Below are 25,484 nucleotides of genomic sequence, written 5' to 3' on the forward strand. Positions count from 1 at the left end.
TTTTTAGGATCTAAAAGATTTTTGAATTAACTCAGCTACTAGTTTTCCCGATATTAAAGCAGGCGGAACTCCTGGTCCAGGAACGGTTAATTGTCCTGTGAAATATAAATTTTTGACTTTTTTGCTTTTCAGTTTTGGTCTTAAAAAAGCGGTTTGCAGTAATGTATTGGCCATTCCGTAGGCATTTCCTTTATAAGCATTATAATCGGTGACAAAATCGTTCTTGCAAAATGATCTCTTAAAGATAATATTATTTTTAATTTTTTGATCTGTCAGCTTTTCAAAACGATCCATTATCTTTTCGAAATATTCTTCCCGCAATGATTCGTTATCTTTTATTCCTGGTGCTAACGGAATTAGGAAAAAGCCACTTTCCATTCCTTCCGGCGCTGCAGTTGTATCTGTTTTGGATGGAAAATTGGCATAAAATAAAGGAGCTTCCGGCCATTTTGGATCATCATAGATATCAACAGCGTGTTGATCGAAATCGACATCAAAAAATAAGGCATGATGCGAAATGTTTTCTATTTTTTTGTTGAATCCAACAAAGAATAAAAGGGAAGAAGGCGCGAAAACACGACTTTCCCAATATTTTTCAGAATAAGCGCGATGTTCTTTGTCTAATAAGGTTTCAGTATGATGATAATCTGCTCCGCTTAAAACAATATCTGCTTTTATAAATTTTCCATCAATAATAATTCCGGTTGTGATTTTATTTTCGACAACTATTTTTTCTATTGAAGAATTGGTTTTAATAGAAACGCCAAGTTCTGTAGCTAGTTTTTCGATTGCCCGGACAACATCGAACATTCCGGTTTTGGGATGCCATGTTCCCAATCCAAAATCGGCATAATTCATAAAATTATAAAAGGAAGGTGTTTTGGATGGTTTCGCTCCCAAGAATAAAACGGGGAATTCGAGAATCTGAATTAATCTTTCATTTTTAAATTTCCTGCGAATGTCATTGCTTACAGTACTAAAAAACTGATGGAGTTTTAAAGTGGTTTCAAGCGTGATTAATTCAAGTGCAGAAATTCCGGGGCGATAAACCAAGTCTTTGATCGCAATGTCATAATTGCTTTTGGCTTGTTTAATAAAGGTTTCGAGTTTTTTGCCACTTCCTTTTTCTATGGTTTCAAAAGTAGTTTGTATAGCTTCGAGATTATCATAGATATTGATAAAATCATCAACGCCAAAATAAACCCGATAAGCAGGGTTTAGTTTTATAAGCTCGTAATAATCATTTGTTTTTTTGTCGAAATCATTAAAGAAACGTTCAAAAACATCCGGCATCCAATACCAGCTTGGTCCCATATCAAAGGTAAAACCATCTTTTTTGAATTGTCTTGCCCGCCCGCCAATAATGTCATTTTTTTCATAAATAGTTACTGTGTTTCCTTGTTTTGCCAAGTAACACGCAGCAGCTAAAGCGGAGAAGCCGGATCCTATTATTGCTATTGTTTTCATAATTTGTTTAACAAATATACAAAAACTTTAAACAAAAATATTATAGCATACTAATTGTTTCGTCCATAGTGTCGAAAATGCGAATTCTTTCCGGTAAATTTTTCTGTTCAATGTATTCTGTCATGTTGCCCATAAGCCAGATTTCATTGTTTTGCTGAAGTAATTTTTGTCCCATTGATTTCACATATTGATTGATTACACTGCGATCTGGCTGAACGGTCATGAAAGATACAAATGTGATGTTCTCAAAATGTCTGGTTAAATCCTGCAGGTTTTCGATTGGCATACTTTCACCTAAATAAATGGCTTTGTAACCTTTAGACAAAATTTCATATTGAAGGTATAGCAAACCTATTTTGTGAATTTCGTTTAATGGTAAAGAGAGTACAAAAATCCGATCAGTTTTTGTTGGTTTTTGAATTTGAAGACTTTCTGTGTAAATTAATATTTTTTGTTTAATCAAATGACTCATAAAGTGTTCATTTGCCGGAGTTATGGTTTCGGATTGCCATAATAATCCTAATTCTTTTAATAAAGGCAGAAAATGATCTTTGAAAACTTCTTTGAAGCTTTTTTCAGAAATTAACCAATCAAAAGTAGTAAAGAACAATTCCTGATCAAAATTCATCATAGCCATTTTGAATGATGTGATGGCGTAGTTTTGAGAATTTTTCTTCGAAATGATTTCACGCACTAATTGCGGAATCTTTTCTTCAGGATACGTAGCGATTTTAGAAATTTTATAACCGTATTCGTGTAACAATGTAATGTTTAAAAGCTTCTGTAAATTTTGTAAATTATAAAGTCTAATATTAGTGTCCGTTCGCATTGGTTCTAAGATGTTATATCTTTTCTCCCAGATGCGAATAGTATGTGCTTTTATTCCAGATAAGTTTTCAAGATCTTTTATACTAAAGACTGTTCTTATGTTGTTCACCATTATAATGCTATTTGATAAACAAAAATAGAATAAAATCTGAAAAAATCTTTAAAACTTGATTAAAATGATGGATTATTAGAGGTTTACTATCTCATACTGGTTTAGTTTGTCTAAATGTAGAATGGTTTTGGAGTTGTCTTTACTTCTGTTGTACATGGTTTCGAATTTTGCACCATATATTATTTCATCAAAAGTATAAGACGTTCTTGCTGCAACTGTATTACTGAACATGTCATCAAAGGTGGTGATGAAAACCAATATTTCGCCATGGATATTTTTAAAATCTTCTTCGGTGAAATTGTAAAGTGGACTATTTTCTGTTATTGGATGTACTAATGTCCAACTTAATGAAAGGGCGTTTATTCGATCCAATTCCAAGTCTAAAGAGTAGAATTTATTTGTTTTTTCGCCATTTTCTTCGAAACTCATTCCTAAAGTAACTTTGGCTTTTGCATCTGTAAAATTGGTGTTTTTAAAAGGGACAAGACGAATCATTAATCCTTTGTTTTTTCCATAAGGAGAAATTAAGGCATGATGCGAAAATTTTAAAAATGCTGTTGGTCTGCTAAATCTTCCAAAGAATAAACCTGTTGCAATGGCAAAACTTAATAAACCAATTAAAGCTTCTGCAGCAGAAAGTGCACTTGTTAAGAACCCTGTTGGGCTAATATGTCCGTACCCAACGGTAGTAAAAGTTTGCGCACTAAAAAAATAAGCTTGTCCAAATTGCGTCAAAACACTTTGTGATTGCGCAATTCCATCAAGATGTTGGATTCCTATTGCGTAATAGAGAATTGCAAAAACAAAGTTGATTGCAATATAAAAGGTAAACAAAATCATCATGAATTTCCAGTTTGGCATTTCGATCATGGTATGATACCAGCTAATACGATGAAGTAAATTCATGCCATTTTTTTCGATATTTGGAGTTCCGTTTTTGTTTACAAATCGTCCTCCGTAACTACTGGCATTGGTTCCAAAACCTGAATTTTTATCAGTTTCGACGTGGTGGTTTATTTTTTTTAGAAGGGCCATTGTGGTTTGGTTTAAAGAGCAAATGTAAGGATATCTTTAATATGAAATTAAAATCTTGCTGTAATGAAAAAAGCAGTCTGTAAATATGTTTTACAGACTGCTTTTTGTGGTAATGTTTAAAATAAGTTTGTTTTTATCTACAAAAAGTAGCTTTGTTTTTGATAGCACTTTGGCTTCCCAATTCGATTGCTTTTGAGAAATCTTTACAGGCATTCTTTTTGTCTCCCATTTTATTGTAAGCTAAACCTCTTAAATTGTAGGCAATATAATCTTTTGGATTTAAACCAAGAGAAGAGGTACAGTCAGAAACAGTTTCCTTGAAGTTTAATAATTTGTAATTTACGTTTGCTCTGCCTGTAAAAGCATCGGCGTTCATGTCATCCAATTCGATTGTTTTGCTAAAATCGGCCAAGGCTCCTTTTAAGTCGTTGAGTTTGAATTTTGCAACACCACGGTTTTGATAAGCTTCAACAAAATGAGAATTCATGCCAATGGCTTTTGTGTAATCTGTAATAGCGCCTTTTGTGTTTCCGGATTCGGCTTTTTTCATGGCTTTGTCAAAATAGCCTGTTGCAGATTGTGCCCATGTAGAGCAAGTAATCATAATAAATAATAAGGGTAATAATTTTTTCATAAACCAATTTGGGATTAGGTTAGTAGGTTAATTAATTCTAAAAACGAATTTAAGAAAGATTTATTTTGTAAGAGAAATTTTCTTGTAAAATAATCGTAATTATTTTTATGCAGCGTTCTGGTGTAGTTGTATGAATGGTTTCTTTGGGTAACCTGTTGTTATTTTTCTAGATCTTGATTAAGTTCGAATGTTGAATTTTGTGTTGTTAAATTATTTCGATAGTAATGCAAATGTCTTTTCAGGAAAAGTGAGGTTTAATAAATCAATTTCTTCCGAATAAAATTAGTTTATATTAGTAAACACATGAAGGGACATGAAGATGTCGTGAGATCGTCGTTACAATAATATGTTTTTTAGAATAAAATAAATTTTATTAATTATGAATTCTATTGGAAAAAGAATAAGTGAGACAAGAAGTTAAAAGGTTTTACTCGGGAAGAACTTGCAGAATTATCAAAAGTGAATTTGCGAACAATTCAAAGAATTGAAAACAATAAAAATGGTGTTTACTCTATTGAGATGTTTTTTTTTTTTTTTTTAATCGAAGAAATAGAAAAAAAGCCTGTAAAGTTATTTTTTACAGGATTTTTGATTATGGTGTTAAATAGACTTGAATCGCCTAATTATGCAATTGATTTTTGAGAGCATACAGCTTGCTTCTAAGATTTTTTAACATTAGAGGATCGGCAACTTTGCCTTTAACCCTGGTTAAAAAAATGGCTTCTCCAATAGTCATCTTTAGAGCATGTCCTTGTTTATTAAAAAGTTCCGAAATCAGTTTTGAAGTCTGCAACATCGGATGAATTGATTTTAACATACTGAAGAAAAAACCATTATTTCCGTGAAAATATATAGGTAGAATAGGAACGTCTGCTTTACAGATAATTTTACCTACCACGGGATGCCACTCCGGATCTGTGATTTCACTTGTCTTAAAATTATAAGATGAAACTTCTCCAGCGGGAAATATTGCAACAGGAATTCCTTCTGACAAAGCTTTTAGCGTCATTTTTAATCCAGTGATACTTGCAGAATTTTGTACATTTTCAAATGGATTTACCGCAATAATGCATTTTTCAAGATTTGGAATTTCCTTTAATAAAAAATTCCCCATATACATTGTATCAGGACGTATTTTTGCGATTGTGCTTAATAAAGCTAATGATTCGATACCTCCATACGGATGATTTGCAATAACGATAAAAGCTCCTTCACGAGGAATATTTAGTAATTCGGCAGCATCAAATTGGACTTCTACGCCAATTTTCGTTAATACATAATTAGCAAAATCTGCACCCTCAAGATTACCTGCTTCTTTTACAATAGTATTTAAATTGTCAATTTTCATCACTTTCATTAAATAAGAGGATAATCCCGGGATAGGAATTTTAGAAAGGCCAGAAGCTTCGGAAAACTTTTCTTTGGATATCAATGTCATATATTATAGGGCATTAGAGTTGAATGCGAAAACTAATAAAAAACCTAAAAGGAATAGAACTAGCAAAAGGTTAATATTAATTCGTGAAATTTTGTTTTTATAATTTTATGACTTGAAACATGGATTTGGAGTTATGAAAAGGAAAGATGGTTAATCATTTGCATATTCTTTATCGCAATCGTGGGTAAAGATACTCGATTTTATATGTGAACATTGAATATACAGATAAAACAATGTTAAAGAAGACGGATATTTGAGTGTCTCCTTCTCAAGATGGCAGATCTATTGTTTCTCCATTTGGCTTAAAATGAAAAAAGGTCAGATAAATTAATATCTGACCTTTTTTTTTGTGACCCGACTGGGGCTCGAACCCAGGACCCCATCATTAAAAGTGATGTGCTCTACCAACTGAGCTATCGAGTCATTCTTTTCTTGAACGCGGGTGCAAATATAAGAAGTTATTTTTTATATATCACTACCTTTTTTTAAGTTAATTTAATGTAAAAGGATTGTTTCGGATTAACGAATTGAAATAGAGGCAGAAACAAAAGGAAATAAAATGCTTTTTATGCGTTTTAACTTTTATTGATCTTAACGATATAAGGTTTCAGTCTTTCTTAGGCAGATTTGAAGATACTAATGAGTCAGTTGATTTTCTTTGTAGCCTAATTTTTTTTATAATTATAAGTTACCTGATAAACAATTTATCTTTTGAAAATAGTGATATATTAGCTATACAAATAAACTAAGAATGGCGTAAACTTTCTTATTTAGTGAGATTGAAGTTGTAATATTGACATGTGTAAATAAATTAATTTACTGTTTTATGAAAAGACAATACGGAATATATTTAGTTATTTTATTTTTTTTAATTAGTTGTAAAGAGAACTCAATTAATAAAGTGGATGTAAAAAAGACGAAAATTGTAAAAAGTACAACTGATGCAAATGCTAAACTTTTAAAAAATGAAAATGTAGAAAATAGATATATTAATAATATTACTGACATTTCAAAAGATTCAATTATTGCCTGTAAGTATTCTGTGTTAATGTATTCAACAAATGGCGCAAAAACATGGAAAAACATTGAAACATCATTTATATTTAAAGATATAACTTTTACTGATAAAAAAATTCTGGTAGGGATTGATAGTTGGATGGGAATTCACGAGGCGGATTATTCCCGAATATATATATCAAAAGATTTTGGAAATTCATGGGAAACAATAACTTTTGATACCAAAAAGTTTTTTCCAATGGAAATAATTTCAAACCCAAAGGAGCAATTGTGTGTGCTAACATCTGAAAATAAAATTTACAAACTTCAAGGAACAGATTATAAGAAAGATTGGGTGTATGTAAAAACAAGACCAGAAACTGAATACACCAGAGATGTAATGGATTATCCGTATGGAGTAAATAGTGAAGGTGATAATTTGAAACTTTATAAAAAAAATAACAATAAAACTGACACATTAGCTTGTTTAGATTTGTGTAGTGAGGCTTGGGGGATAGTTCAGAAAGATAAAGTTGTGCATGTTTCAGGAGTTGGAATAGATAGAAAAACCGGTAAACGATATGGATATTATGGACAGTTAATTCATGATAAAACATTGAAACAATATAAACTTCCGGGTTTATATGCAAATATTAAAAAAACAAAATTTAATGTATATATAATATGTGAAAACGGATTGTATGTTGAAAAAAACGATAAAATCGAACAATTGTACTAAGGCTTATATCAAACAGGTAAGATGAATTTAATTATTTGTCTTTGTTTAAAAATGGGTATAATTAAATTTATAAAAGAGTTTGAAAAAGGTATAAAAAAAGCCTGAGAATCTAGATTCTCAGGCTTTTTCTGCTTATGTGACCTTGACGGTACAGAATTCGAACCATTTATTGGAAGACTTAAAGATTTTAAATAATGTGTAATCCCCGGTTTGATTATTTACGAAATAAAAGTCCTATTTTTGAAAAAAACGGAGAACTATAAAAGATACGGAACTAAATACAAAAACTATCTTGTAGTAAAACACTTTGATTATTCGGAGATAAAAAATCTTGACGAACAGCAACAGTATCAATTATTGAAAGCAAAAATACTCGAGGGCATAAACAATTATGATGACTTAAAAAGAAAGCCAAAGGATTTTAATAAGGAGGTATTTTACAATATAATAGAAAACATATTGACTAACTATGAAAAACAAAAGAGCTGTCGCTAACACATAGCACAACGATTTGAGCATTAGACTTAGTGGAAAGTTACCATACGACTATCCTCACAAGTATGAAAACGGAGAAGTTGTTTTAATTTTCGAATAATTATAAGGATTTAAAAATATGATTGGTATAAAATACGATTCGGAATATTTTGAAGGAATAACAGCACCGTATATTGATTGGGTTGCAGGTGGAAACTTTGACGGATACTTGATACAAAAAAGTCTAATATTTAGAGAACTTGATAACAAGGTAGAATTACACTCGAAAGTTATTAACGCTAAAAGATATGATGGAAATGTTTCAGATACAGTATTGACAGGACATTACCTAGAAACTGAAAAAGAAACACTAAAGTTATCTTTTGCTGATTTTGAAATGCGAGGAAAAATATTGGGTGATAACGAAGATATAATAGCATTCTCTGTTTGGGGCAAAACACTGAAGAAAAACGAAGTCTATAAAATAAATGAATAAAAAAACTGGCTACAACACACCAAATCCGATATAGTATCGGAATGTTAGCACTAATTTTATAAAGATGAAAGGACATTTTATTGTAATAATTTCTCTGATTTTGTTTTCTTGTAATGGTCATCAAGTGAAAAATCAAAGCGCAATTGTAAACCCAAAAAATTTAAAAAACGAGAAAATGAAAAATTATGCTTATTTAAAAGATATGTATGCGGATTCATATTTTCCAAAATTTCTCGTTGACAAAGTGAAAACAATTCTTATTGAACTGTGCGTTGATATTGAAAAAAAATCGCCTAAAGATCTTGACGAACTTTATAAGTTAACACATACAGCAACTATAAAAATTAATGATTTACAAGACGAATTCTTTGAGCATAACAGCGAGATTGAGACTGTTGCTAGAGAATCGATTGGGGCAGACTTTGACTTTATATCTAAAGCATATGGATTCAATGCTGATGGAGAAGAACTTATTGCTCCTCGAGAATGGTAAAAAACTAGTGCGAATAGCTAGTACAATGTATTTGGGCAATAGGTTGCGAACCAAACCTTAACCTTATAGAATTTGAAACAGAATAATAAAACTTAACAAACTATGATGGAGTTCGAACCAAAATTTCCCGTAAATATAGACCTTTTAAAGGCTAGAAGAAAATATTGAAAATTTTCGAACCACAAAAAAAGCCTGAGAATCTACATTCACAGGCTTTTAACTTTTATTGTGACCACGGTGGGATTTGAACCCACACGCCCTTACGAGCACCACCCCCTCAAGATGGCAAGTCTACCGTTTCTCCACGTGGCCCAAAATAAAAAAAGGTCAAGTAAATTAATACTCGACCTTTTGTGACCCGACTGGGGCTCGAACCCAGGACCCCATCATTAAAAGTGATGTGCTCTACCAACTGAGCTATCGAGTCATTGCGATCAAGGAAAGTATTTTGTTAAATCACAAATTTTGTGACCCGACTGGGGCTCGAACCCAGGACCCCATCATTAAAAGTGATGTGCTCTACCAACTGAGCTATCGAGTCATATTCTTTCCTTGAATGCGGGTGCAAATATAAGGAGTTATTTTTGATATTTGCAAGCAATTTTATTATAAATTTGTCTTTTTTTACTCAAAATTTACAACACCTTAATTTTTAGGTTCTTATTAAAATGAAAAAGATAATATTATTAGGATATATGGGTTGCGGAAAGTCAACAATTGCCCAAAATTTGTCGAAAAATACAAATATTCCGTTTTTAGATTTAGATAAATGTATCGAAAAAAAAGCAAATTTGTCTATAAATGAGATTTTCGAGCAGTATGGTGAGATCTATTTTCGAAAATTAGAGCACGAAATGTTCGTAGAATTACTTCAATCTTCAGAAAATAGTATAATTGGTTTAGGCGGAGGAACGCCATGTTATGCCAATAACCATGAATTATTAAAACGAGATGATGTTACCTCTATATATTTAAAGGCTTCTATAGAAACTTTATACAATAGATTAGTGCATAACAAAAGCAAACGCCCATTAATTGCTAATATGAACGAGGACGAAATGAAAGAGTTTATTGCAAAGCATTTGTTCGACAGAAGTTTTTATTACAATCATGCACAACACAAAGTTGCAGTTGATGATAAAACTGTCGACGAAACGGTGGAAGATATTTTAGGAATTTTAGCTTAAAAAAGCATAATCGTCGCCGTTTTCATCAAAAACAACCTGAACATGCTCTAATAAAGATGTTGATAATGAAATTCCTTTAAAATCAGCTTTTACTGGATATTTTTTGTGATTTCTATCTACAAGCACTGCTGTTTTGAATTTCTTAAGTGGAACGTCTAAGAAATGACGAACAGCATAGATTAGGGTTGTGCCAGAATTTAAGACATCATCAACAAGAACTAATCCTTTGTTCTCGTATTCAGAAGTTGTTAAAGAGGTTTGTATTGGTAATTGCGGATTTTGTTTGTCAACTTTTACTTCGCAAAGTGATACTTTAAGTGTTGAGATGTCACTTAAGGCCAAAGCAATTTTTTGGGCAAAAATAGATCCATTCGAAGCGATTCCGGCAATCACAACTTCTTCTTCGTCTACAAACGTTTCGTAAATTTGGTATGCAATACGTTTTATTTTGTGTTCGATTTCCTGATTAGTTAAGATGATATTTTTGCTCATGATTTATTTTTTTGCTAAAGTACAAATTTTTAAATTCCAATATAAAAATTCCAAATTCCAATTGTTGAATTTGAAATTCGAATGTTGAGGTTTTGATTTTAGGTTCTTCCTGAAATTTGGAATTTAAAAATTAGAATTTATTAGTAAGTTAGTTTTGGAATTTGGAATTTTTGTATTGGAATTTAATTTATTCCTTTTCATCCTCGTCAAAAATTTCATTACCATATTCGTCAATGTCTCTTCGATCTTTTTTGGTAGGTCTTCCGGTTCCACTTTTGCGATAATGTTCTTTAGAGAGCTTTAAAAGTTCTAAATGTGCGTAAGCTTCGGGCGAAGTTTCGTTTTTTCTATATATATCAACCAATTTTGCTCCAACACGACTTTCAGGAATGTCTAGTACAGTTATCATTTGTGTGATCTGATCTTTTCTAAAAGTAATTTTGTCCGTTGGAAAAACTTCTTTAGAAGGCTTGGCAACTTGCCCATTTACAGTGATATGGTTTTTTTTGCAGGCTTCAGTTACCATGTTTCTGGTTTTGTAATAGCGCACGCACCATAAGTATTTATCGATTCTCATAATTTTTCTAAAATCAAAGTTAAATTCTTTACAAAAATAAATCAATATTGTATCTTGCGCACTTAAAAAATTAACAATAATGAATAAATTTAAATTTTATTTTATTTTATTGCTTGCGGGTATTTCTTTCGTTTCTTGCTCTAAAAAAGATGATGATGATGTGGTAACAGTTCCATTAAGGGACTATGCAACACAGTATAAAGCTGATAATGATTCGATTGAGAAATATCTTAAAACTCATTATATTAAGGAAGTCACTGCTGATTTTGATATTACTATTGAAAAAATCACAAAAGATACACCACAAATTTCTATTATGGACCAGAAGGTTTATACATTAGCAACTAGACCTGTTTACAGTCATGGTGTGAATTATAATGTTCGTTATTTAATTTTAAATAAAGGAACAGGACAGTCGCCTTGCAATACTGACCGGGTTAATGCGGCATATTCAGGGAATTTATTAGACGGAACTGTTTTTGATACTTCTTATGATTTAGGAAGAAGCTTTGAATTATATGTATATGTAAATGGTGCCGTTATCGATGGTTGGGGAGAAATTTTTCCGCAATTTAAAACAGGTACTTCTAGTACCTCGGATAATGGTACGGTTACTTATAAGGATTTCGGAGCTGGTGTTATGTTTTTACCATCAGGTTTAGGTTATTATGGAAGTCCTCAGACTAATATACCTGCGTATTCTCCATTAGTATTTAGTTTTAAATTATTTGATCTTCAGAGATTGGATCATGAATACACAGTGTCAAATGGTAGTGCGTTAACGGTAGGAGATGGTGTTCCTGATTATTTAGAAGATCTTGATGGCGATGGTTATCTTTATGACTTGAGAGATACGGCAAGATTTCCAAATCCTCCGGATAGTTATAAAAAAGATTATGATACAGATGGTGATGGTATTCCTGATTTTTTAGATTTAGATGATGATGGTGATGGATATTCAACTAGATTTGAAATTACAAAACCAACTGATGCCCCAATTACGGGAGTGAGTTTGTTTTATCCTTGGAATCCTATGGTAGATAATCCTGCGACACCAAATACAGATGAATCAGAAACTTTTGGTATTCCTAGAAGACCTACAGGTGATCTTACAGATCCTAGTAAATCAGAATCTATTGATAATCCGAAAAAATTTGTAGATGATGATTACAAAGTTAATCCGAGATTAAGAATACATCTGGATAAAACATATCCTTATCAGAAAAAATAAATATTAAACTACTTTATATAGAAAACCTCGAAAGTGATTTCGAGGTTTTTTTATGTCTAAAAAATGAAATTATAACTTTTGTTTAGTTTGATTTTAAAACTTTTTATTGCTGAAGTTTTAATTTTAAATGAGTGTAGAAACAAAAACAAAAAGCCTCGAAAATTACTTTTCGAGGCTTTTTTATAAGTAAGAAAATCTAAAAATTACTTTCTTTTGATAACTCTTTCTACAGCTTCAACGATCGCTTGATTGTTCAATTTGTATTTGTTCATTAGTTGCTCTGGAGTTCCAGATTCACCAAAACTATCGTTTACAGCTACAAATTCTTGTGGAGCAGGAGTGTTTAAAGCTAATACTCTGGAAACGCTTTCTCCAAGACCTCCAAGAATATTGTGTTCTTCTGCAGTTACAACACATTTAGTTTTTGCCAATGATTTTAGAATAGCTTCTTCGTCAAGTGGTTTAATAGTGTGAATGTTGATTACTTCGGCAGAGATTCCTTTTGCTTCTAATGCTTCAGCAGCAATAAGAGCTTCCCAAACTAAGTGTCCTGTTGCTATGATTGTAACATCAGTTCCTTCGTTTAACAAAATTGCTTTTCCAATTACGAAAGGCTCGTCAGCAGGAGTAAAGTTAGCTACAACCGGACGTCCGAAACGTAAATAAGCAGGACCATGATGATCTGCTAATGCTAAAGTAGCTGCTTTAGTCTGATTGTAATCACAAGTATTGATTACAGTCATTCCCGGCAACATCTTCATTAATCCAATATCTTCTAAGATTTGGTGTGTTGCTCCATCTTCACCAAGTGTTAAACCAGCGTGAGAAGCACAAATTTTTACGTTTTTATCTGAATATGCAACTGATTGACGAATTTGATCGTAAACTCTTCCTGTAGAGAAGTTAGCGAAAGTTCCTGTAAAAGGAATTTTTCCTCCAATTGTTAAACCTGCAGCAATGCCAATCATGTTTGCTTCTGCAATACCAATTTGGAAAAAACGCTCCGGGTGGTTTTTCTTGAAATCATCAAATTTTAATGATCCAATTAAATCTGCACAAAGTGCTACAACATTTTCGTTTTTTTGACCTAGTTCAGTCATTCCCGCTCCAAAACCTGAACGAGTATCTTTACTTCCTGTATTTGTATATTTTTTCATTTAATTTTCTTTTGAGATGCTAAGTTATTCAGTGGCTAAGATTCTAAGTTTTTCAACTGAAAACTGCTTACTGAGACTGAACACTTTTTTAATAGTCGATTTGATCTGCAGAATAGTTTTGAGCCAAAGCACTTGCCAACTGATCGTCGTTTGGTGCTTTACCGTGCCATGCATGAGTATGCATCATAAAATCTACACCATTACCCATTTCAGTATATAGTAAAATACAAACTGGTTTTCCTTTTCCGGTTCTTGATTTAGCATCATTCAAACCCGCAAGTATAGCATCAATATTGTTTCCTTCTTTGATTTCAAGAACGTCCCAGTCAAAGGCTTCAAATTTAGCACGAATGCTTCCCATTGGTAAAACTTCGTCAGTTGTTCCGTCAATTTGTTTTCCGTTAAGGTCAATAGTCGAAATAATATTGTCTACTTTTTTAGCAGAAGCATACATAATAGCTTCCCAGTTTTGACCTTCTTGTAATTCACCGTCTCCGTGTAAACTATAGATCAAATGATTATCACCATTTAGTTTTTTTGCTTGCGCTGCTCCAAGAGCTACAGATAAACCTTGTCCTAATGAACCAGAAGCTATACGAACTCCAGGCAATCCTTCGTGAGTTGTTGGATGCCCTTGTAAACGTGAGTTTAATAATCTAAAAGTCGCAAGTTCTGAAATAGGGAAATAACCGCTACGTGCTAATACGCTATAAAATACAGGTGAAATATGCCCATTTGAAAGGAAGAAAAGATCTTCTCCAATTCCGTCCATATCAAAACCTTCTTTACGCTCCATGATGTTTTGGTATAGAGTTACCAAAAATTCAGTACAACCTAGTGAACCACCTGGGTGACCTGAGTTGACAGCATGTACCATTCGAAGAATATCTCTTCTTACTTGGATAGTTAAATCGCTTAATTGTTGTGTGTTAGGCTTCATTTTATTTGTAAAAGTTAAACTGGTGCAAAAGTAATTGTTATTTTGCGGGCTGACAAATGATTTTTCGCATTAGTTTGCCGTAATTGTTAAATTCTTTGGCTTTTTTTTATTGATTTTGAATAAAAACTTCAAAATCTGCTATATAAGAGTTTTGCCACAGATTAAAAGATCAAATTGATTTAAAAATAAATCGGTGTTAATCTTTTTATCTGTGGCAAAAAATAAATTTAAGCAAGTAAATAATATGGTTTAATTGTTATCGCCTTCGCTGTAGTAATTGTTTTCTTCATCTTCAGAACCTATATCTTCTTGTTCGTCGTCAAGTTCTGAGCCCGGAACGTCTAAATCATTTCCGAGTTTATCACTGTTTTGTTTCCATTCGTGATCTTGCTGATTGATGGCTTTTCCGTTTGAAATTTCTTCCGGGTCAATGTTCTCCAGTTTATCATCATTGCTGTAAATATCTTCGGAGGCAGGATAATCTAGTTCTTCCAGATTTTTTTCGATTTCATTTTCGTTTGCTGTGTCTTTTTCTTCTGAATTTATCATGATTTCTCTTTTTATAGTATTCTATAAAGTTACGAAATAACGGTTTTAAGGTTTTACATCTTTTGAATCAGGAAATTGCAGTATTCACATTCTAAGATAAATTCCATCCCGATAGCTATCGGGATAAATTCCAAATTCCAGATCTTTTTGTTTCACGTTTTTATTGTTTCAGGCTAAGCGAAAATAATTATCTCATTTTCTAATTGACAATTTTCTAATTAAATAATTCCCTGAATATCTCTCCATGTTATCAATTGAATTTTATTTTCCTCAAGTTTCGTTTTACATTCATTACTGGTGAAAAAATCAAAATCTATTTGACGCCAAGCTGAACCAAAATTTGGATGATTGATTGTAATGCCCTGCATTTCGGAATCATCAAAAGCGGGATGAAGTAAAAAAACATTAAATCCGGATTTTATAGAATCTAAAGCTCTTTCATAAGATTTTTGAAGTTCGCCTTTTTCAAAATCAGCAAAATATCCAATCAAAAGATTATCGGCTAAAAGTGTGTTTTCGTAATTATATTCTTCGTCAGATAAACGGATTGTTTCTACAAATTGCCTGTTGATGAAAACCGGTAGATTATAAGTTTTTCCGAGTTCTTTGTATATTTCTAAAATTTCTGGTGTAACGCCAATACTGCACATGTGCGAATCAAGATGTGTTGGCTGGATTCCGAATTGGAGTGCTTTTTCGATTTGTGCTGTAAGTTCTTTTTTTATTTCTGAAGGTTTGGCATTGTTTTTAAAATCGGCTCTGGTTTTGTAGAAATAGCCATTTTTGTCCACTAAACTTGAAACTTCAGAGATGGGAAGAACCGGACCAAATTTGTAATTTTCCCATTCACAGGTAAGTGTCAAATGAATTCCGCAATCGTATTGTGGATTGTTTTTGGCGAATGTTGCCATTTCGAAAAACCACGCGCAGGGAGTCATTATACTATAGGAGTTTACAGATCCGTTTTGGAGGGCTTTTATAGTGGCTTGATTTTCTGAGTGTGCTAATCCGGCATCGTCGGCGTGGATAATTAATAGTTTGGTATTTTCTGGATATCCAAGTTTTTGGGCTAAGTTCATTGTTTTATTCTGTTTTTTGCTCGCAGATTTGCTTCGCCAGTTCGCTATCGCTCGGGTTGCAGATTGAGCAGATTTTTATTTTTCTTACTGTAGAAAAATCTCTACTGGGTTTACTTTGCGGGGCTTCGACTCCGCTCAGCCTGACAATCATTACAGGATTTTATTCAAATTTAAGGATTTCTTGTTGAATTGTCACGTCTTTTTTTTGCGTTAGGGATAGAAGCGGTATCTCCCGATTTAGAAAAACAAGGCTTTTTAGCCGTAGTTTTTGTTAATTGGGAATTTAGCGGATAGCCCGACCGAAGGGAACGCCCAAATACTTTTAAATCCCAAATTTTTAAATTTCAAATTCCAAGTTTCAGGTTTTTTATGTTTCAAGTTTCAAGTTTTTTATGTTTCAAGTTTCAAGTTTTTGGACCTGTTTTAGGATTGTTAAAATCATTATCTAATTATCTAAATTGACAAATTATCTAATTAATTAATTTTCCCTGAAATTAGCTTATCTTTGCCGACTGAAAAAAGAAACAGATGAAGTTTGATTTATTACAAAAAGATCCGCAATCTAAAGCTAGAGCGGGAAGTATTACTACAGATCATGGCGTAATTGAAACGCCTATTTTTATGCCTGTTGGGACGGTTGCTTCTGTAAAAGGGGTACACCAACGTGAGTTAAAAGAGGATATTAATCCGGATATTATTCTAGGAAATACATACCATTTATATTTACGTCCGCAGACTGAAATTCTTGAAAAAGCGGGTGGATTGCATAAATTCATGAATTGGGATCGTAATATTTTGACGGATTCTGGTGGATATCAGGTTTATTCTCTTTCGAATAATAGAAAAATTAAGGAAGAAGGAGTGAAGTTCAAATCACATATCGATGGTTCTTATCACTTTTTTTCACCGGAAAGTGTGATGGAAATTCAACGTACAATTGGAGCTGATATTATTATGGCTTTTGACGAATGTACGCCTTATCCTTGTGATTACAGATATGCGCAACGTTCGATGCACATGACACATCGTTGGTTGGATCGTTGTATCAATCATTTGGATAAAGTACCTTTTAAATATGGTTACGAGCAAACGTTTTTCCCGATTGTTCAGGGAAGTACTTATAAAGATTTACGTCAGCAATCGGCAGAATATATTGCAAATTCAGGACAGCAAGGTAATGCAATTGGTGGTTTGTCAGTAGGAGAACCTGCGGAAGAAATGTATGCGATGACTGAAGTTGTCTGCGAAATTCTACCGGAAGACAAACCTCGTTATTTAATGGGCGTTGGTACTCCGATTAATATTTTGGAAAATATTGCGCTAGGAATTGATATGTTCGATTGTGTAATGCCAACTCGAAATGCCAGAAATGGGATGTTGTTTACTGCAAACGGAACAATCAATATCAAGAATAAGAAGTGGGAGGATGATTTTTCTCCAATTGATGAAATGGGACATACTTTTGTAGATACTGATTATACAAAGGCATATTTACGTCACTTGTTTGCTGCAAATGAATATTTAGGAAAACAAATTGCGACGATTCATAATCTTGGTTTTTATATGTGGTTGGTTCGTGAAGCCAGAAAACATATCTTAGCAGGAGATTTTAGACCATGGAAAGAAATGATGGTTAAAAATATGAGTCAAAGACTATAAAAAAGCTTCAAGTTTCAGGTTTCAAGTTTCAGATTCTTCGCTGGGACCTGAAACCTGAAACAAATAAAACTTGAAACTTAAAACAAAAACAAATCTATGCTAACGATAATAGATAAGTATATTTTAAAAAGATATTTAGCCACTTTTTCGGTGATGATATTACTATTTATTCCAATTGGAATTGTAATTGATGTCTCTGAGAAGGTTAATAAAATGCTGGAAAATAAGATTCCGTTTACTGCAATTGCGATCTATTATTACAACTTTACGATTTATTTTGCGAACTCATTATTTCCGATATTTTTGTTTTTATCGGTAATTTGGTTTACCTCAAAACTGGCTAATAATACAGAGATTATCGCAATTCTGAGTTCTGGAATTTCGTTCACACGTTTTCTACGACCTTATGTTATTGGTGCTTCTATCGTTTCGGTTTTTGTGCTTTTAATGGGTTTTTTCATTGTTCCGGCTGCAAGTGAGGGGTTCAATAATTTTAGGTACACCTATCTAAAAGGTAATGGAAAAGCAGAAATGCTTGGTAATAATACAAATGTTTACCGACAGCTTAATGACAATGATTTTATTTTTGTAAATAGTTTTAATGAAGAATCTAAAACTGCGTTCAACTTTTCGTTAGAACATTTTGAAAAAGATAAACTTACCTATAAAATTACTGCAAGCCGTATCAAATGGGATCCGAAAAAGAAAACTTATATTTTGTATGATTATACAAAAAGAACTATTGGAGACTTGGAAGACAAGATCGAAAAAGCACCGGAAAAGAATGTTCCTTTTAAGTTTGAATTGGCAGATTTAACTCCTGTAGTATATATTGCTGAAACACTTTCGTTAGGAAAATTAATCGATTTTATTGATAAAGAACGCAAAAGAGGTTCGGGAAATATTAATGTTTATTTGGTAGTGCTTTATAAGAAATATAGTGTGCCGGTTTCCGCTTTTATTTTGACCATTATTGCAGTGGCAGTTTCGTCAATGAAACGTCGTGGCGGTATGGGAACTAATCTTGCGATAGGAATTGCAATTGCGTTTTCTTTTGTTTTCTTTGATAAAATCTTCGGTACTCTTGCCGAAAAATCTACTTTCTCACCTTTTTTAGCTGTTTGGTTCCCGAATATTGTTTTCGGAATTCTGGCAGTTTACTTATTACGTAATGCGAAACGATAATTTAAAAAGTTATTTAAATCTTCACTTAATTGTTTTTATCTGGGGTTTTACAGCCATTTTAGGCGCTTTAATTACAATTGATGCCGAAAATTTAGTTTGGTTCAGAATGCTTTTAGCGGGCATTTTTCTGGCTGGATTCATTGTTTATAAGAAGCAATCTTTTGTGATTTCTATGCAGTCTTTTGCCAAATTGATTTTTGTTGGATTGCTAATTGCACTTCATTGGATTTTCTTTTTTAGGGCAATTCATGTTTCTAATGTTTCAATAACGCTTTCGATATTTTCGTTGGGTGCTTTTTTTGCTTCCTTATTAGAGCCGCTTTTTTACGGAAGAAAAATATTATTCTATGAAGTTTTCTTCGGATTAATTATTATCGCAGGTTTGGCACTTATCATGCAAGTCGAAGTTAAATATCTACATGGTATGTATTATGCTTTGGCTGCAATTATTTTGGGTGTTTTATTTACTTTAATGAATGGTAAACTGATTACAGAACACGATCCGTCTGTTATTACATTTTATGAGTTTGGCGCAGGAGTTTTCTTTATTTCTGTTTATTTTTTAGTGCAGGGAAAATTTACCGCTGATTTTTTTACAATGTCATTAAATAACTGGGTTTTATTACTGGTTTTGGCCTCTGTTTGTACTGCTTATGCATTTACGGCTTCGGTTAAAGTTATGCAGAAACTAACACCTTATACGGTGATGTTAACGACTAATTTAGAGCCTGTTTACGGAATTATACTGGCTTATTTTATTCTGGGAGGAAAAGAAAAAATGAGTACAGAATTTTATATTGGCGCCCTTATAATTGTAATTACAGTTATTTTAAACGGCGTTTTTAAACATTATAAAAATAAGAAAGAACTGTAATAGTTTACTTATTTTTAAATAACAAATTGATACTTTACTAACAATTAACTGTGCCAATGATATAATATTTTTATATTTGCGGTTCGATTTACAAACAAAATTCAAAAATCCATGGAATATTTAGATTTTGAGCTTCCAATCAAAGAACTTGAAGAACAGTTAGAAAAGTGTGTTATTATTGGAAAAGAATCTGATGTTGATGTAACACCAACCTGCAAGGAAATCAACAAGAAATTAGAACAAACTAAGAAAGAAATATACAAAAACCTTACGGCCTGGCAACGTGTTCAATTGTCAAGACATCCAAATAGACCTTATACCTTAGATTATATCAGAGCAATTTGCGGAGAGACGTTTCTGGAACTTCACGGTGACAGAAACTTTAAAGATGATAAAGCTATGGTTGGCGGACTTGGAAAAATAAACGGACAATCGTTTATGATCGTTGGTCAGCAAAAAGGGTTTAATACAAAAACGCGTCAATACCGTAATTTTGGTATGGCAAATCCTGAAGGATATCGTAAAGCTTTGCGTTTAATGAAAATGGCAGAGAAATTTGGTATTCCCGTTTTGACTTTGGTAGATACTCCGGGTGCATACCCAGGACTTGAGGCCGAAGAAAGAGGGCAAGGAGAAGCTATTGCAAGAAATATTTTTGAAATGGTTCGTTTACAAGTGCCAATTATCACTATTATTGTTGGTGAAGGTGCTTCTGGAGGAGCTTTAGGAATAGGTGTTGGAGATAAAGTCTATATGTTAGAGAATACTTGGTATTCTGTAATTTCTCCAGAATCTTGTTCTTCGATTTTATGGAAAAGCTGGGAATATAAAGAACGTGCTGCTGATGCTTTAAAATTGACTTCATCTGACATGAAAAGACAAAAATTAGTTGATGACGTTATTCCGGAACCATTAGGAGGAGCACACTATGATCGTGAAACTACTTTTAAAACGGTTGCCGAATATATTACTAAAGGATATAACGAATTGAAAGACTTATCAACAGCCGACTTAATTGCCCAAAGAATGGACAAATATAGTAATATGGGCGAGTATAAAGAGTAAATTCTTACAAGATTGATAAAAATCCGAAGCCTTACAGTTTCGGATTTTTTTTTGGTTATGAACAAAAAACACTTATTTATAAACAATTAATAGTTATAACTCAATAGCAATTTTTTTTTAAATTTTGCTACTTTCGCTATATGGAAAATTTCAAAAATGTAAATCCTGTAAAGGTAGATAAAACCACAATTATTAATTTAGAAAAGGGAAAACTTCCTCCACAAGTGCTTGATTTAGAAGAGGCTGTGCTTGGGGCGATGATGATTGATAAAAAAGGGGTTGATGATGTAATTGATATTTTACAAGCTGATGCTTTTTATAAAGACGCACACAAATTTATTTTTGAAGCAATCGTTCAGCTTTTTACCGACACTCAGCCAATCGACTTGCTGACTGTTTCCTCTCAGCTGAAAAAGAATGGAAAATTAGAACTAGCCGGCGGTGATTTTTATTTAATTCAGCTTACGCAAAAAATTGCATCTTCTGCGCACATTGAATTTCACTCTCGTATCATTCTTCAGAAATTTATTCAAAGAAGTTTGATTCGTATTTCTTCTGAAATTATTGAAGCGTCATATGATGAAACAACAGATGTATTTAATTTACTTGATCAGGCCGAATCAAAATTATACGAAGTAACACAAGGAAATATAAAGCGTAGTTCTGAAACTGCTCAAAGTTTAGTTTTGCAAGCTAAAAAACGTATTGAAGAAATTTCGAAGCAAGAAGGATTGAGTGGTGTCGAAACTGGTTTTACCAATTTAGATAAACTGACTTCGGGATGGCAGCCAAGTGATTTAATTATCATTGCGGCGAGACCTGCGATGGGAAAAACTGCGTTTGTACTTTCTATGGCTAGAAATATAGCGATCGATTTTGGACATCCGGTAGCATTGTTCTCTCTGGAGATGGCATCAGTTCAGTTAATCACGAGGTTGATTTCATCAGAAACAGGTTTGTCATCGGAGAAATTACGTACGGGTAAATTAGAGCCTCACGAATGGACGATGTTGAGTACCAAAGTGAAAAATTTAGAAAAAGCTCCGCTGTTTATTGATGATACTCCGTCGCTTTCTATTTTTGACTTAAGAGCAAAATGCCGTCGTTTGGTTTCACAGCACGGAATCAAAATCATCATTGTTGATTATTTGCAGTTGATGACTGCCGGTGGAAATAGTAAGGGTGGAGGAAACCGTGAGCAGGAGATTTCGACAATTTCCCGAAACTTAAAAGCTTTGGCCAAAGAACTTAACGTTCCGGTAATTGCACTTTCTCAGTTATCACGTGCCGTTGAAACGCGTGGATCTAGTAAACGTCCTTTGCTTTCGGATCTTCGTGAATCTGGAGCGATTGAGCAAGATGCTGATATTGTTTCGTTTTTATATCGACCGGAATATTATAAAATTGACGAATGGGATGATGATGAAGCTTCGTCAACCGCTGGTCAGGCAGAGATAATGATAGCCAAGCACCGTAATGGTGGAATTGAAAACGTTCGTTTGAAATTTATTGGACATCTTGGAAAATTTGATAACCTGGATGATTTTTCAGGTAATTATGATGATTTGCCATCAAAAATGAATCATGAGGAAAATCCATTTATAACTAAGAATTTACCCTCTGCAAATGAAGCATTTGGAAGCAATTTAAATGATGACGATGATGATAGTGATGTTCCATTTTAACAAAATATTAAAAAGCCTTATTATGAGGCTTTTTTTTATGTCTAATGTTAAAATTATTGATTAATTTCTGTAGTTTAGCCAAACCATTTAACAAATCTAATACTATTAACTAATTTAAATTGTAAATTATGAATGAAGAAACCTTTCCGGGACCTATTGAAATTCCATTAAGCACGGCTCAAGTGTGGGAAAAGAGATTCCAGGATGATACCACGATTGAAGACCCAAAGAAAAAAGTAAAAGCTTTTTTGATACCAAGAGAAAGTCTGGAAAAAGTTTTGGAACTAGAAACCGAGGCTGTCTGGGCGTATATTGGTATTAATGACGACAATGAAAAGACGTTACTTTTCGTAGGAGCAGAACTAGATCCAAAAACAAATAAATATATAAATGTTTATGGACCACCAAAATCAGAACAAAATAAAGCTGAGGGTGGACCTGTAGAAATCGTTTATGATGGCGCACGTCCTAGTCCTCCATTTTAATTTTAAAGAAACCATATAAAAGTGATCGATTTTTTAATTTTCTCAGGTTATTTGATTTTATTACTAAATCTCATACTATACTTATTTAGCTTTTTCCGAGAGGGGAAAGCTAATGTTTTTTTTGTTTCCTATTTGGCATTTATATTTGTAATGCAAATTTCTTTGGAATTAATGTACCGACTTGAGATCAATAATTTATTTGCTGTTAATATATTTTTTATAGGCCAAATGATATTATTAGGGTTGTTTTATAATTCATTACTTCCAATTAAAAGCCAAAAGATTTTTGTAAAGATTTCCCTCGTTATTGCATTGCTGTTTTTATTAGCACAATTTGTTATGGATTCAAGCCAATTTTTAAAATTTAATTTGTTTGAAATTACGCTAACATCTTTGCTTATAGTCGTTTTCGCTTTGTTTCACTTATACAATATGCTTACGGATGGTAAAAAATACTATTATGTTAGTTTTGGTATTGTATTTTATTTATTAGCAAGTACAGTTTTATTTTTAATTGGAAACCTTTCTATGGAACTTAGTAATGATGTGAAATATTGGACATGGGCATTAAATGCATTCCTAATTGTGATTTATCAATTGTTTATTTTATATGAATGGAAAGTAAGTTTCTATGAAAATAAAATTGAATAATAATAATAATCTTTTTTATGAATGCTAAATTAAATTCATAATAAAAAAAATGCTATTTATTGCAGCCTTTTAGGAGATTAAGGATTTTGACGGAACACGATAAAAAATCTCTGTCAAGATAAATTTCATCAAAGATTTTAATTTTGAAAAATTATATTTTGGAAGTACTAAATAAGAAGTATTTGATTTTAATATAGATAATGCGAAACACTAAAGCTTTCATAATGAATGGGAATTCAGTTCCAGATAAAGAAATTGTTGCGATAATTTTATATATATCCTGCTTTTTCATGATTCTTGCTGTTTTTTTAATTACATTTTTCTATTTCTCCAGAAAGAAAATCATTCAAAAAGAAATTGAAAATAAGAACTTAGAAATTCAATATCAAAAAGATCAATTGCATGCTATTATTGTGGCTCAGGAAGAAGAGCGAAAAAGAATTGCTCAGGATCTTCATGATGATATTAGTTCTAAACTAAATATTGTTTCGTTGAACAGCCATTTGCTTACCGCGCCAAATTTGACAGAAGCTGAAACGTTAGAAATTACAGGGAATATAATTGCGTTGACAACCAAAGCACTTGATAATTCAAGGAAAATTGCTCATAATTTATTGCCTCCCGTTTTTGAAAAGTTTGGATTGAATGCAGGTGTTGAAGAATTATGTGAAGAATTTGAAAGTAGTAAAGCAATAAAAACATATTATAAAAGTGAAATTGATTTTGATGAGAAAGAGATTGATCGTCATTTACACGTTTTTAGAATTTTACAAGAATTAATGAATAACTCACTGCGGCATGGAAAGGCAACTGAAATTTGGATCGCTTTTAAAAATATAAATGGAATCGACACTTGTAATTATGAAGATAATGGAGTTGGTTTTGATTGTAAAAATATTGAAAATCAAAAAGGCTTAGGTATGAAGAATATCGATAGCCGTATTTCATTTTTAGACGGAACAATCAAAATTAACTCAGAAGTTGGTAAAGGAATAGCTGTAATTTTTACTTTTTAAATTAAAATCAAATAATAAATAATTTTTTGATACAATTAATAAATCTCTATTGGAATGAATATTTTGATGGAGTTTTTTTTTGATTTTATCGGTTTAATTTTAATAACCATTACGTTTAACTAACAATTACTAATAATGAAAAGAACCAGTTTATTTGGTGCTGTCTTGATAGCACTTTTAACGTTCTCTTGTCAAAAAGAGAATTCGCAGGAAAATAGTTCCATAGTCTCAAAAGTGGAGCAGGAGAATTGGCAAACAGCAAAGCTTGATGCTAAATTCGCAGATTCTCAAAAACAGATAACCGCTTATTTATTTCCAACAGCTCAAATGTCTAAATTGGTAGAAACACCAAATGTAGAATTTGTTCAGTTTGTTTTAGGTTACAGTGACAATACTTTACAAATTAAGGTTATTGGAGTTGATAAAACAGGAAAAGAATTGACTAGTGTTGATTCTAATATTCTTAGAGAAACTTCGGACACAGATAAATTGTCTGTATTAAAAACGTCAAATCGCAAAACAAATAAAGGAACAGCAATTTTAAATAATCATTTATTATTTCCTAAAGATGCGCTCGATGGTATCACTGCATGGCAGGAAAAACTGAACAAGATTTCTGATTTAGATGACGTGCTATCTTATGAAGGTGCTCGTTTTAAGCATTATTCTTTAGAAGCTGCTATTATTACGGATCTGCTTAAAAATAAAAATACAGCAAATATTGGCTTGTTTTTAGGGCTTAATCCTATTGGGAAAGTAACGACTATTTTGATAGGATTGGATAAAAATAATTCAATGAAGAAAATATCATTAACAAGTAAAGAAGCGAGCACTAATGATGTGTACGATGGGTCACGTCCTTGCCCTCCTTATGGAGATCCTGCTCCTGAATTGTTATAATTTTTTAGTGAAGATTTTACTTTGAATTTTAGGATTACTC

At 32.5% G+C, this 25,484-nt stretch carries 26 protein-coding genes and 4 tRNA genes; 15 read left to right on the forward strand and 15 right to left on the reverse strand.

Translation table 11 applies throughout. The features are described 5' to 3' along the window. Window positions 1-3: 3 nt before the first annotated feature. From EAH81_RS18050 to EAH81_RS18080, 6 genes are all read right to left on the reverse strand, one after another. Window positions 4-1,470, reverse strand: coding sequence for a phytoene desaturase family protein (locus EAH81_RS18050; protein ID WP_140509711.1), 1,467 nt, complete (start codon window positions 1,468-1,470; stop codon window positions 4-6). Window positions 1,471-1,507: 37 nt separating this feature from the next. Beyond that, window positions 1,508-2,407: a MerR family transcriptional regulator gene (locus tag EAH81_RS18055; RefSeq protein ID WP_140509713.1), complete on the reverse strand. Its 900-nt coding sequence runs from the start codon at window positions 2,405-2,407 to the stop codon at window positions 1,508-1,510. Between the two features lie 75 nt (window positions 2,408-2,482). Beyond that, on the reverse strand, window positions 2,483-3,442 hold the full coding sequence (locus EAH81_RS18060) for an ion channel (protein ID WP_140509715.1): 960 nt from the start codon (window positions 3,440-3,442) through the stop codon (window positions 2,483-2,485). 133 nt (window positions 3,443-3,575) lie between these two features. Beyond that, entirely contained in the window at window positions 3,576-4,076 is a 501-nt protein-coding gene (locus EAH81_RS18065; protein ID WP_241676588.1) for a tetratricopeptide repeat protein, read from the reverse strand. A 619-nt stretch (window positions 4,077-4,695) separates the two neighbouring features. Beyond that, on the reverse strand, window positions 4,696-5,514 hold the full coding sequence (locus EAH81_RS18075; protein ID WP_140509717.1) for a hypothetical protein: 819 nt from the start codon (window positions 5,512-5,514) through the stop codon (window positions 4,696-4,698). A gap of 350 nt (window positions 5,515-5,864) precedes the next feature. After that, a tRNA-Lys gene (locus EAH81_RS18080) sits at window positions 5,865-5,937 on the reverse strand. A 403-nt stretch (window positions 5,938-6,340) separates the two neighbouring features. Between EAH81_RS18080 and EAH81_RS18085 the strand changes: the two genes are divergently transcribed. From EAH81_RS18085 to EAH81_RS18100, 4 genes are all read left to right on the forward strand, one after another. Then, window positions 6,341-7,249 (forward strand): WD40/YVTN/BNR-like repeat-containing protein, encoded by a 909-nt coding sequence (locus tag EAH81_RS18085; RefSeq protein ID WP_140509719.1) that lies wholly within the window; start codon window positions 6,341-6,343, stop codon window positions 7,247-7,249. A 240-nt stretch (window positions 7,250-7,489) separates the two neighbouring features. After that, entirely contained in the window at window positions 7,490-7,744 is a 255-nt protein-coding gene (locus EAH81_RS18090) for a hypothetical protein (protein WP_140509721.1), read from the forward strand. A gap of 118 nt (window positions 7,745-7,862) precedes the next feature. Further along, window positions 7,863-8,219: a hypothetical protein gene (locus EAH81_RS18095; protein WP_140509723.1), complete on the forward strand. Its 357-nt coding sequence runs from the start codon at window positions 7,863-7,865 to the stop codon at window positions 8,217-8,219. Window positions 8,220-8,283: 64 nt separating this feature from the next. Then, complete coding sequence (locus EAH81_RS18100) at window positions 8,284-8,712, forward strand: DUF5713 family protein (protein WP_241676589.1); 429 nt, start codon at window positions 8,284-8,286, stop codon at window positions 8,710-8,712. Between the two features lie 229 nt (window positions 8,713-8,941). On the opposite strand, the gene EAH81_RS18105 is transcribed toward EAH81_RS18100, so the two are convergent. The 3 genes from EAH81_RS18105 to EAH81_RS18115 all read right to left on the reverse strand — a co-directional run bounded on the left by EAH81_RS18105 (window position 8,942) and on the right by EAH81_RS18115 (window position 9,253). Beyond that, a tRNA-Leu gene (locus EAH81_RS18105) sits at window positions 8,942-9,024 on the reverse strand. 42 nt (window positions 9,025-9,066) lie between these two features. After that, window positions 9,067-9,139: transfer RNA gene (locus EAH81_RS18110), tRNA-Lys, on the reverse strand. Between the two features lie 41 nt (window positions 9,140-9,180). Continuing rightward, window positions 9,181-9,253, reverse strand: a tRNA-Lys gene (locus EAH81_RS18115). A gap of 127 nt (window positions 9,254-9,380) precedes the next feature. On the opposite strand from EAH81_RS18115, the gene EAH81_RS18120 reads away from it, so the two are divergent. After that, window positions 9,381-9,899, forward strand: a complete 519-nt coding sequence (locus EAH81_RS18120) for a shikimate kinase (protein ID WP_140509725.1) — start codon at window positions 9,381-9,383, stop codon at window positions 9,897-9,899. On the opposite strand, the gene EAH81_RS18125 is transcribed toward EAH81_RS18120, so the two are convergent. Both EAH81_RS18125 and EAH81_RS18130 read right to left on the reverse strand, forming a co-directional pair. Further along, window positions 9,891-10,391 carry a phosphoribosyltransferase domain-containing protein gene (locus EAH81_RS18125; protein WP_140509727.1) on the reverse strand — a complete coding sequence of 167 codons (501 nt, stop codon included), beginning with the start codon at window positions 10,389-10,391 and terminating at the stop codon, window positions 9,891-9,893. The two genes, EAH81_RS18120 and EAH81_RS18125, sit on opposite strands and share 9 nt — an antisense overlap. Window positions 10,392-10,578: 187 nt before the next feature. Next, on the reverse strand, window positions 10,579-10,968 hold the full coding sequence (locus tag EAH81_RS18130) for an RNA-binding S4 domain-containing protein (protein ID WP_140509729.1): 390 nt from the start codon (window positions 10,966-10,968) through the stop codon (window positions 10,579-10,581). Between the two features lie 79 nt (window positions 10,969-11,047). Between EAH81_RS18130 and EAH81_RS18135 the strand changes: the two genes are divergently transcribed. Next, window positions 11,048-12,199 carry an FKBP-type peptidyl-prolyl cis-trans isomerase gene (locus EAH81_RS18135; RefSeq protein WP_140509731.1) on the forward strand — a complete coding sequence of 384 codons (1,152 nt, stop codon included), beginning with the start codon at window positions 11,048-11,050 and terminating at the stop codon, window positions 12,197-12,199. A 203-nt stretch (window positions 12,200-12,402) separates the two neighbouring features. On the opposite strand, the gene EAH81_RS18140 is transcribed toward EAH81_RS18135, so the two are convergent. From EAH81_RS18140 to EAH81_RS18155, 4 genes are all read right to left on the reverse strand, one after another. Next, window positions 12,403-13,356: a transketolase family protein gene (locus tag EAH81_RS18140; protein WP_140509732.1), complete on the reverse strand. Its 954-nt coding sequence runs from the start codon at window positions 13,354-13,356 to the stop codon at window positions 12,403-12,405. Between the two features lie 88 nt (window positions 13,357-13,444). Then, window positions 13,445-14,296 carry a transketolase gene (locus EAH81_RS18145; RefSeq protein WP_140509734.1) on the reverse strand — a complete coding sequence of 284 codons (852 nt, stop codon included), beginning with the start codon at window positions 14,294-14,296 and terminating at the stop codon, window positions 13,445-13,447. 249 nt (window positions 14,297-14,545) lie between these two features. Continuing rightward, on the reverse strand, window positions 14,546-14,845 hold the full coding sequence (locus EAH81_RS18150; protein WP_140509736.1) for a hypothetical protein: 300 nt from the start codon (window positions 14,843-14,845) through the stop codon (window positions 14,546-14,548). A 218-nt stretch (window positions 14,846-15,063) separates the two neighbouring features. Continuing rightward, entirely contained in the window at window positions 15,064-15,924 is an 861-nt protein-coding gene (locus tag EAH81_RS18155; protein ID WP_140509738.1) for a polysaccharide deacetylase family protein, read from the reverse strand. Between the two features lie 528 nt (window positions 15,925-16,452). Between EAH81_RS18155 and tgt the strand changes: the two genes are divergently transcribed. The 9 genes from tgt (at window position 16,453) to EAH81_RS18200 (ending at window position 25,444) form a co-directional block, all read left to right on the forward strand. After that, window positions 16,453-17,583, forward strand: coding sequence for a tRNA guanosine(34) transglycosylase Tgt (tgt, locus tag EAH81_RS18160; protein ID WP_140509740.1), 1,131 nt, complete (start codon window positions 16,453-16,455; stop codon window positions 17,581-17,583). 96 nt (window positions 17,584-17,679) lie between these two features. Beyond that, window positions 17,680-18,768, forward strand: coding sequence for an LptF/LptG family permease (locus EAH81_RS18165; RefSeq protein WP_140509742.1), 1,089 nt, complete (start codon window positions 17,680-17,682; stop codon window positions 18,766-18,768). Then, window positions 18,755-19,642 carry a DMT family transporter gene (locus tag EAH81_RS18170; protein ID WP_140509744.1) on the forward strand — a complete coding sequence of 296 codons (888 nt, stop codon included), beginning with the start codon at window positions 18,755-18,757 and terminating at the stop codon, window positions 19,640-19,642. Before EAH81_RS18165 ends, EAH81_RS18170 begins: the two co-directional genes overlap by 14 nt. 111 nt (window positions 19,643-19,753) lie before the next feature. Then, window positions 19,754-20,707, forward strand: a complete 954-nt coding sequence (locus tag EAH81_RS18175) for an acetyl-CoA carboxylase carboxyltransferase subunit alpha (protein WP_140509746.1) — start codon at window positions 19,754-19,756, stop codon at window positions 20,705-20,707. Window positions 20,708-20,847: 140 nt separating this feature from the next. Beyond that, window positions 20,848-22,392 (forward strand): replicative DNA helicase, encoded by a 1,545-nt coding sequence (gene dnaB / locus EAH81_RS18180; protein ID WP_140509748.1) that lies wholly within the window; start codon window positions 20,848-20,850, stop codon window positions 22,390-22,392. 128 nt (window positions 22,393-22,520) lie between these two features. Beyond that, window positions 22,521-22,877 (forward strand): hypothetical protein, encoded by a 357-nt coding sequence (locus tag EAH81_RS18185; protein ID WP_140509750.1) that lies wholly within the window; start codon window positions 22,521-22,523, stop codon window positions 22,875-22,877. 21 nt (window positions 22,878-22,898) lie between these two features. Beyond that, complete coding sequence (locus tag EAH81_RS18190) at window positions 22,899-23,528, forward strand: hypothetical protein (RefSeq protein WP_140509752.1); 630 nt, start codon at window positions 22,899-22,901, stop codon at window positions 23,526-23,528. Between the two features lie 224 nt (window positions 23,529-23,752). Beyond that, window positions 23,753-24,544: a sensor histidine kinase gene (locus tag EAH81_RS18195; RefSeq protein WP_140509754.1), complete on the forward strand. Its 792-nt coding sequence runs from the start codon at window positions 23,753-23,755 to the stop codon at window positions 24,542-24,544. Between the two features lie 135 nt (window positions 24,545-24,679). After that, window positions 24,680-25,444, forward strand: a complete 765-nt coding sequence (locus EAH81_RS18200) for a hypothetical protein (protein ID WP_140509756.1) — start codon at window positions 24,680-24,682, stop codon at window positions 25,442-25,444. Window positions 25,445-25,484: the final 40 nt, after the last annotated feature.

Source organism: Flavobacterium pectinovorum (assembly GCF_006438875.1).
In the GTDB taxonomy this organism is placed as follows: Bacteria; Bacteroidota; Bacteroidia; order Flavobacteriales; family Flavobacteriaceae; genus Flavobacterium; species Flavobacterium pectinovorum_A.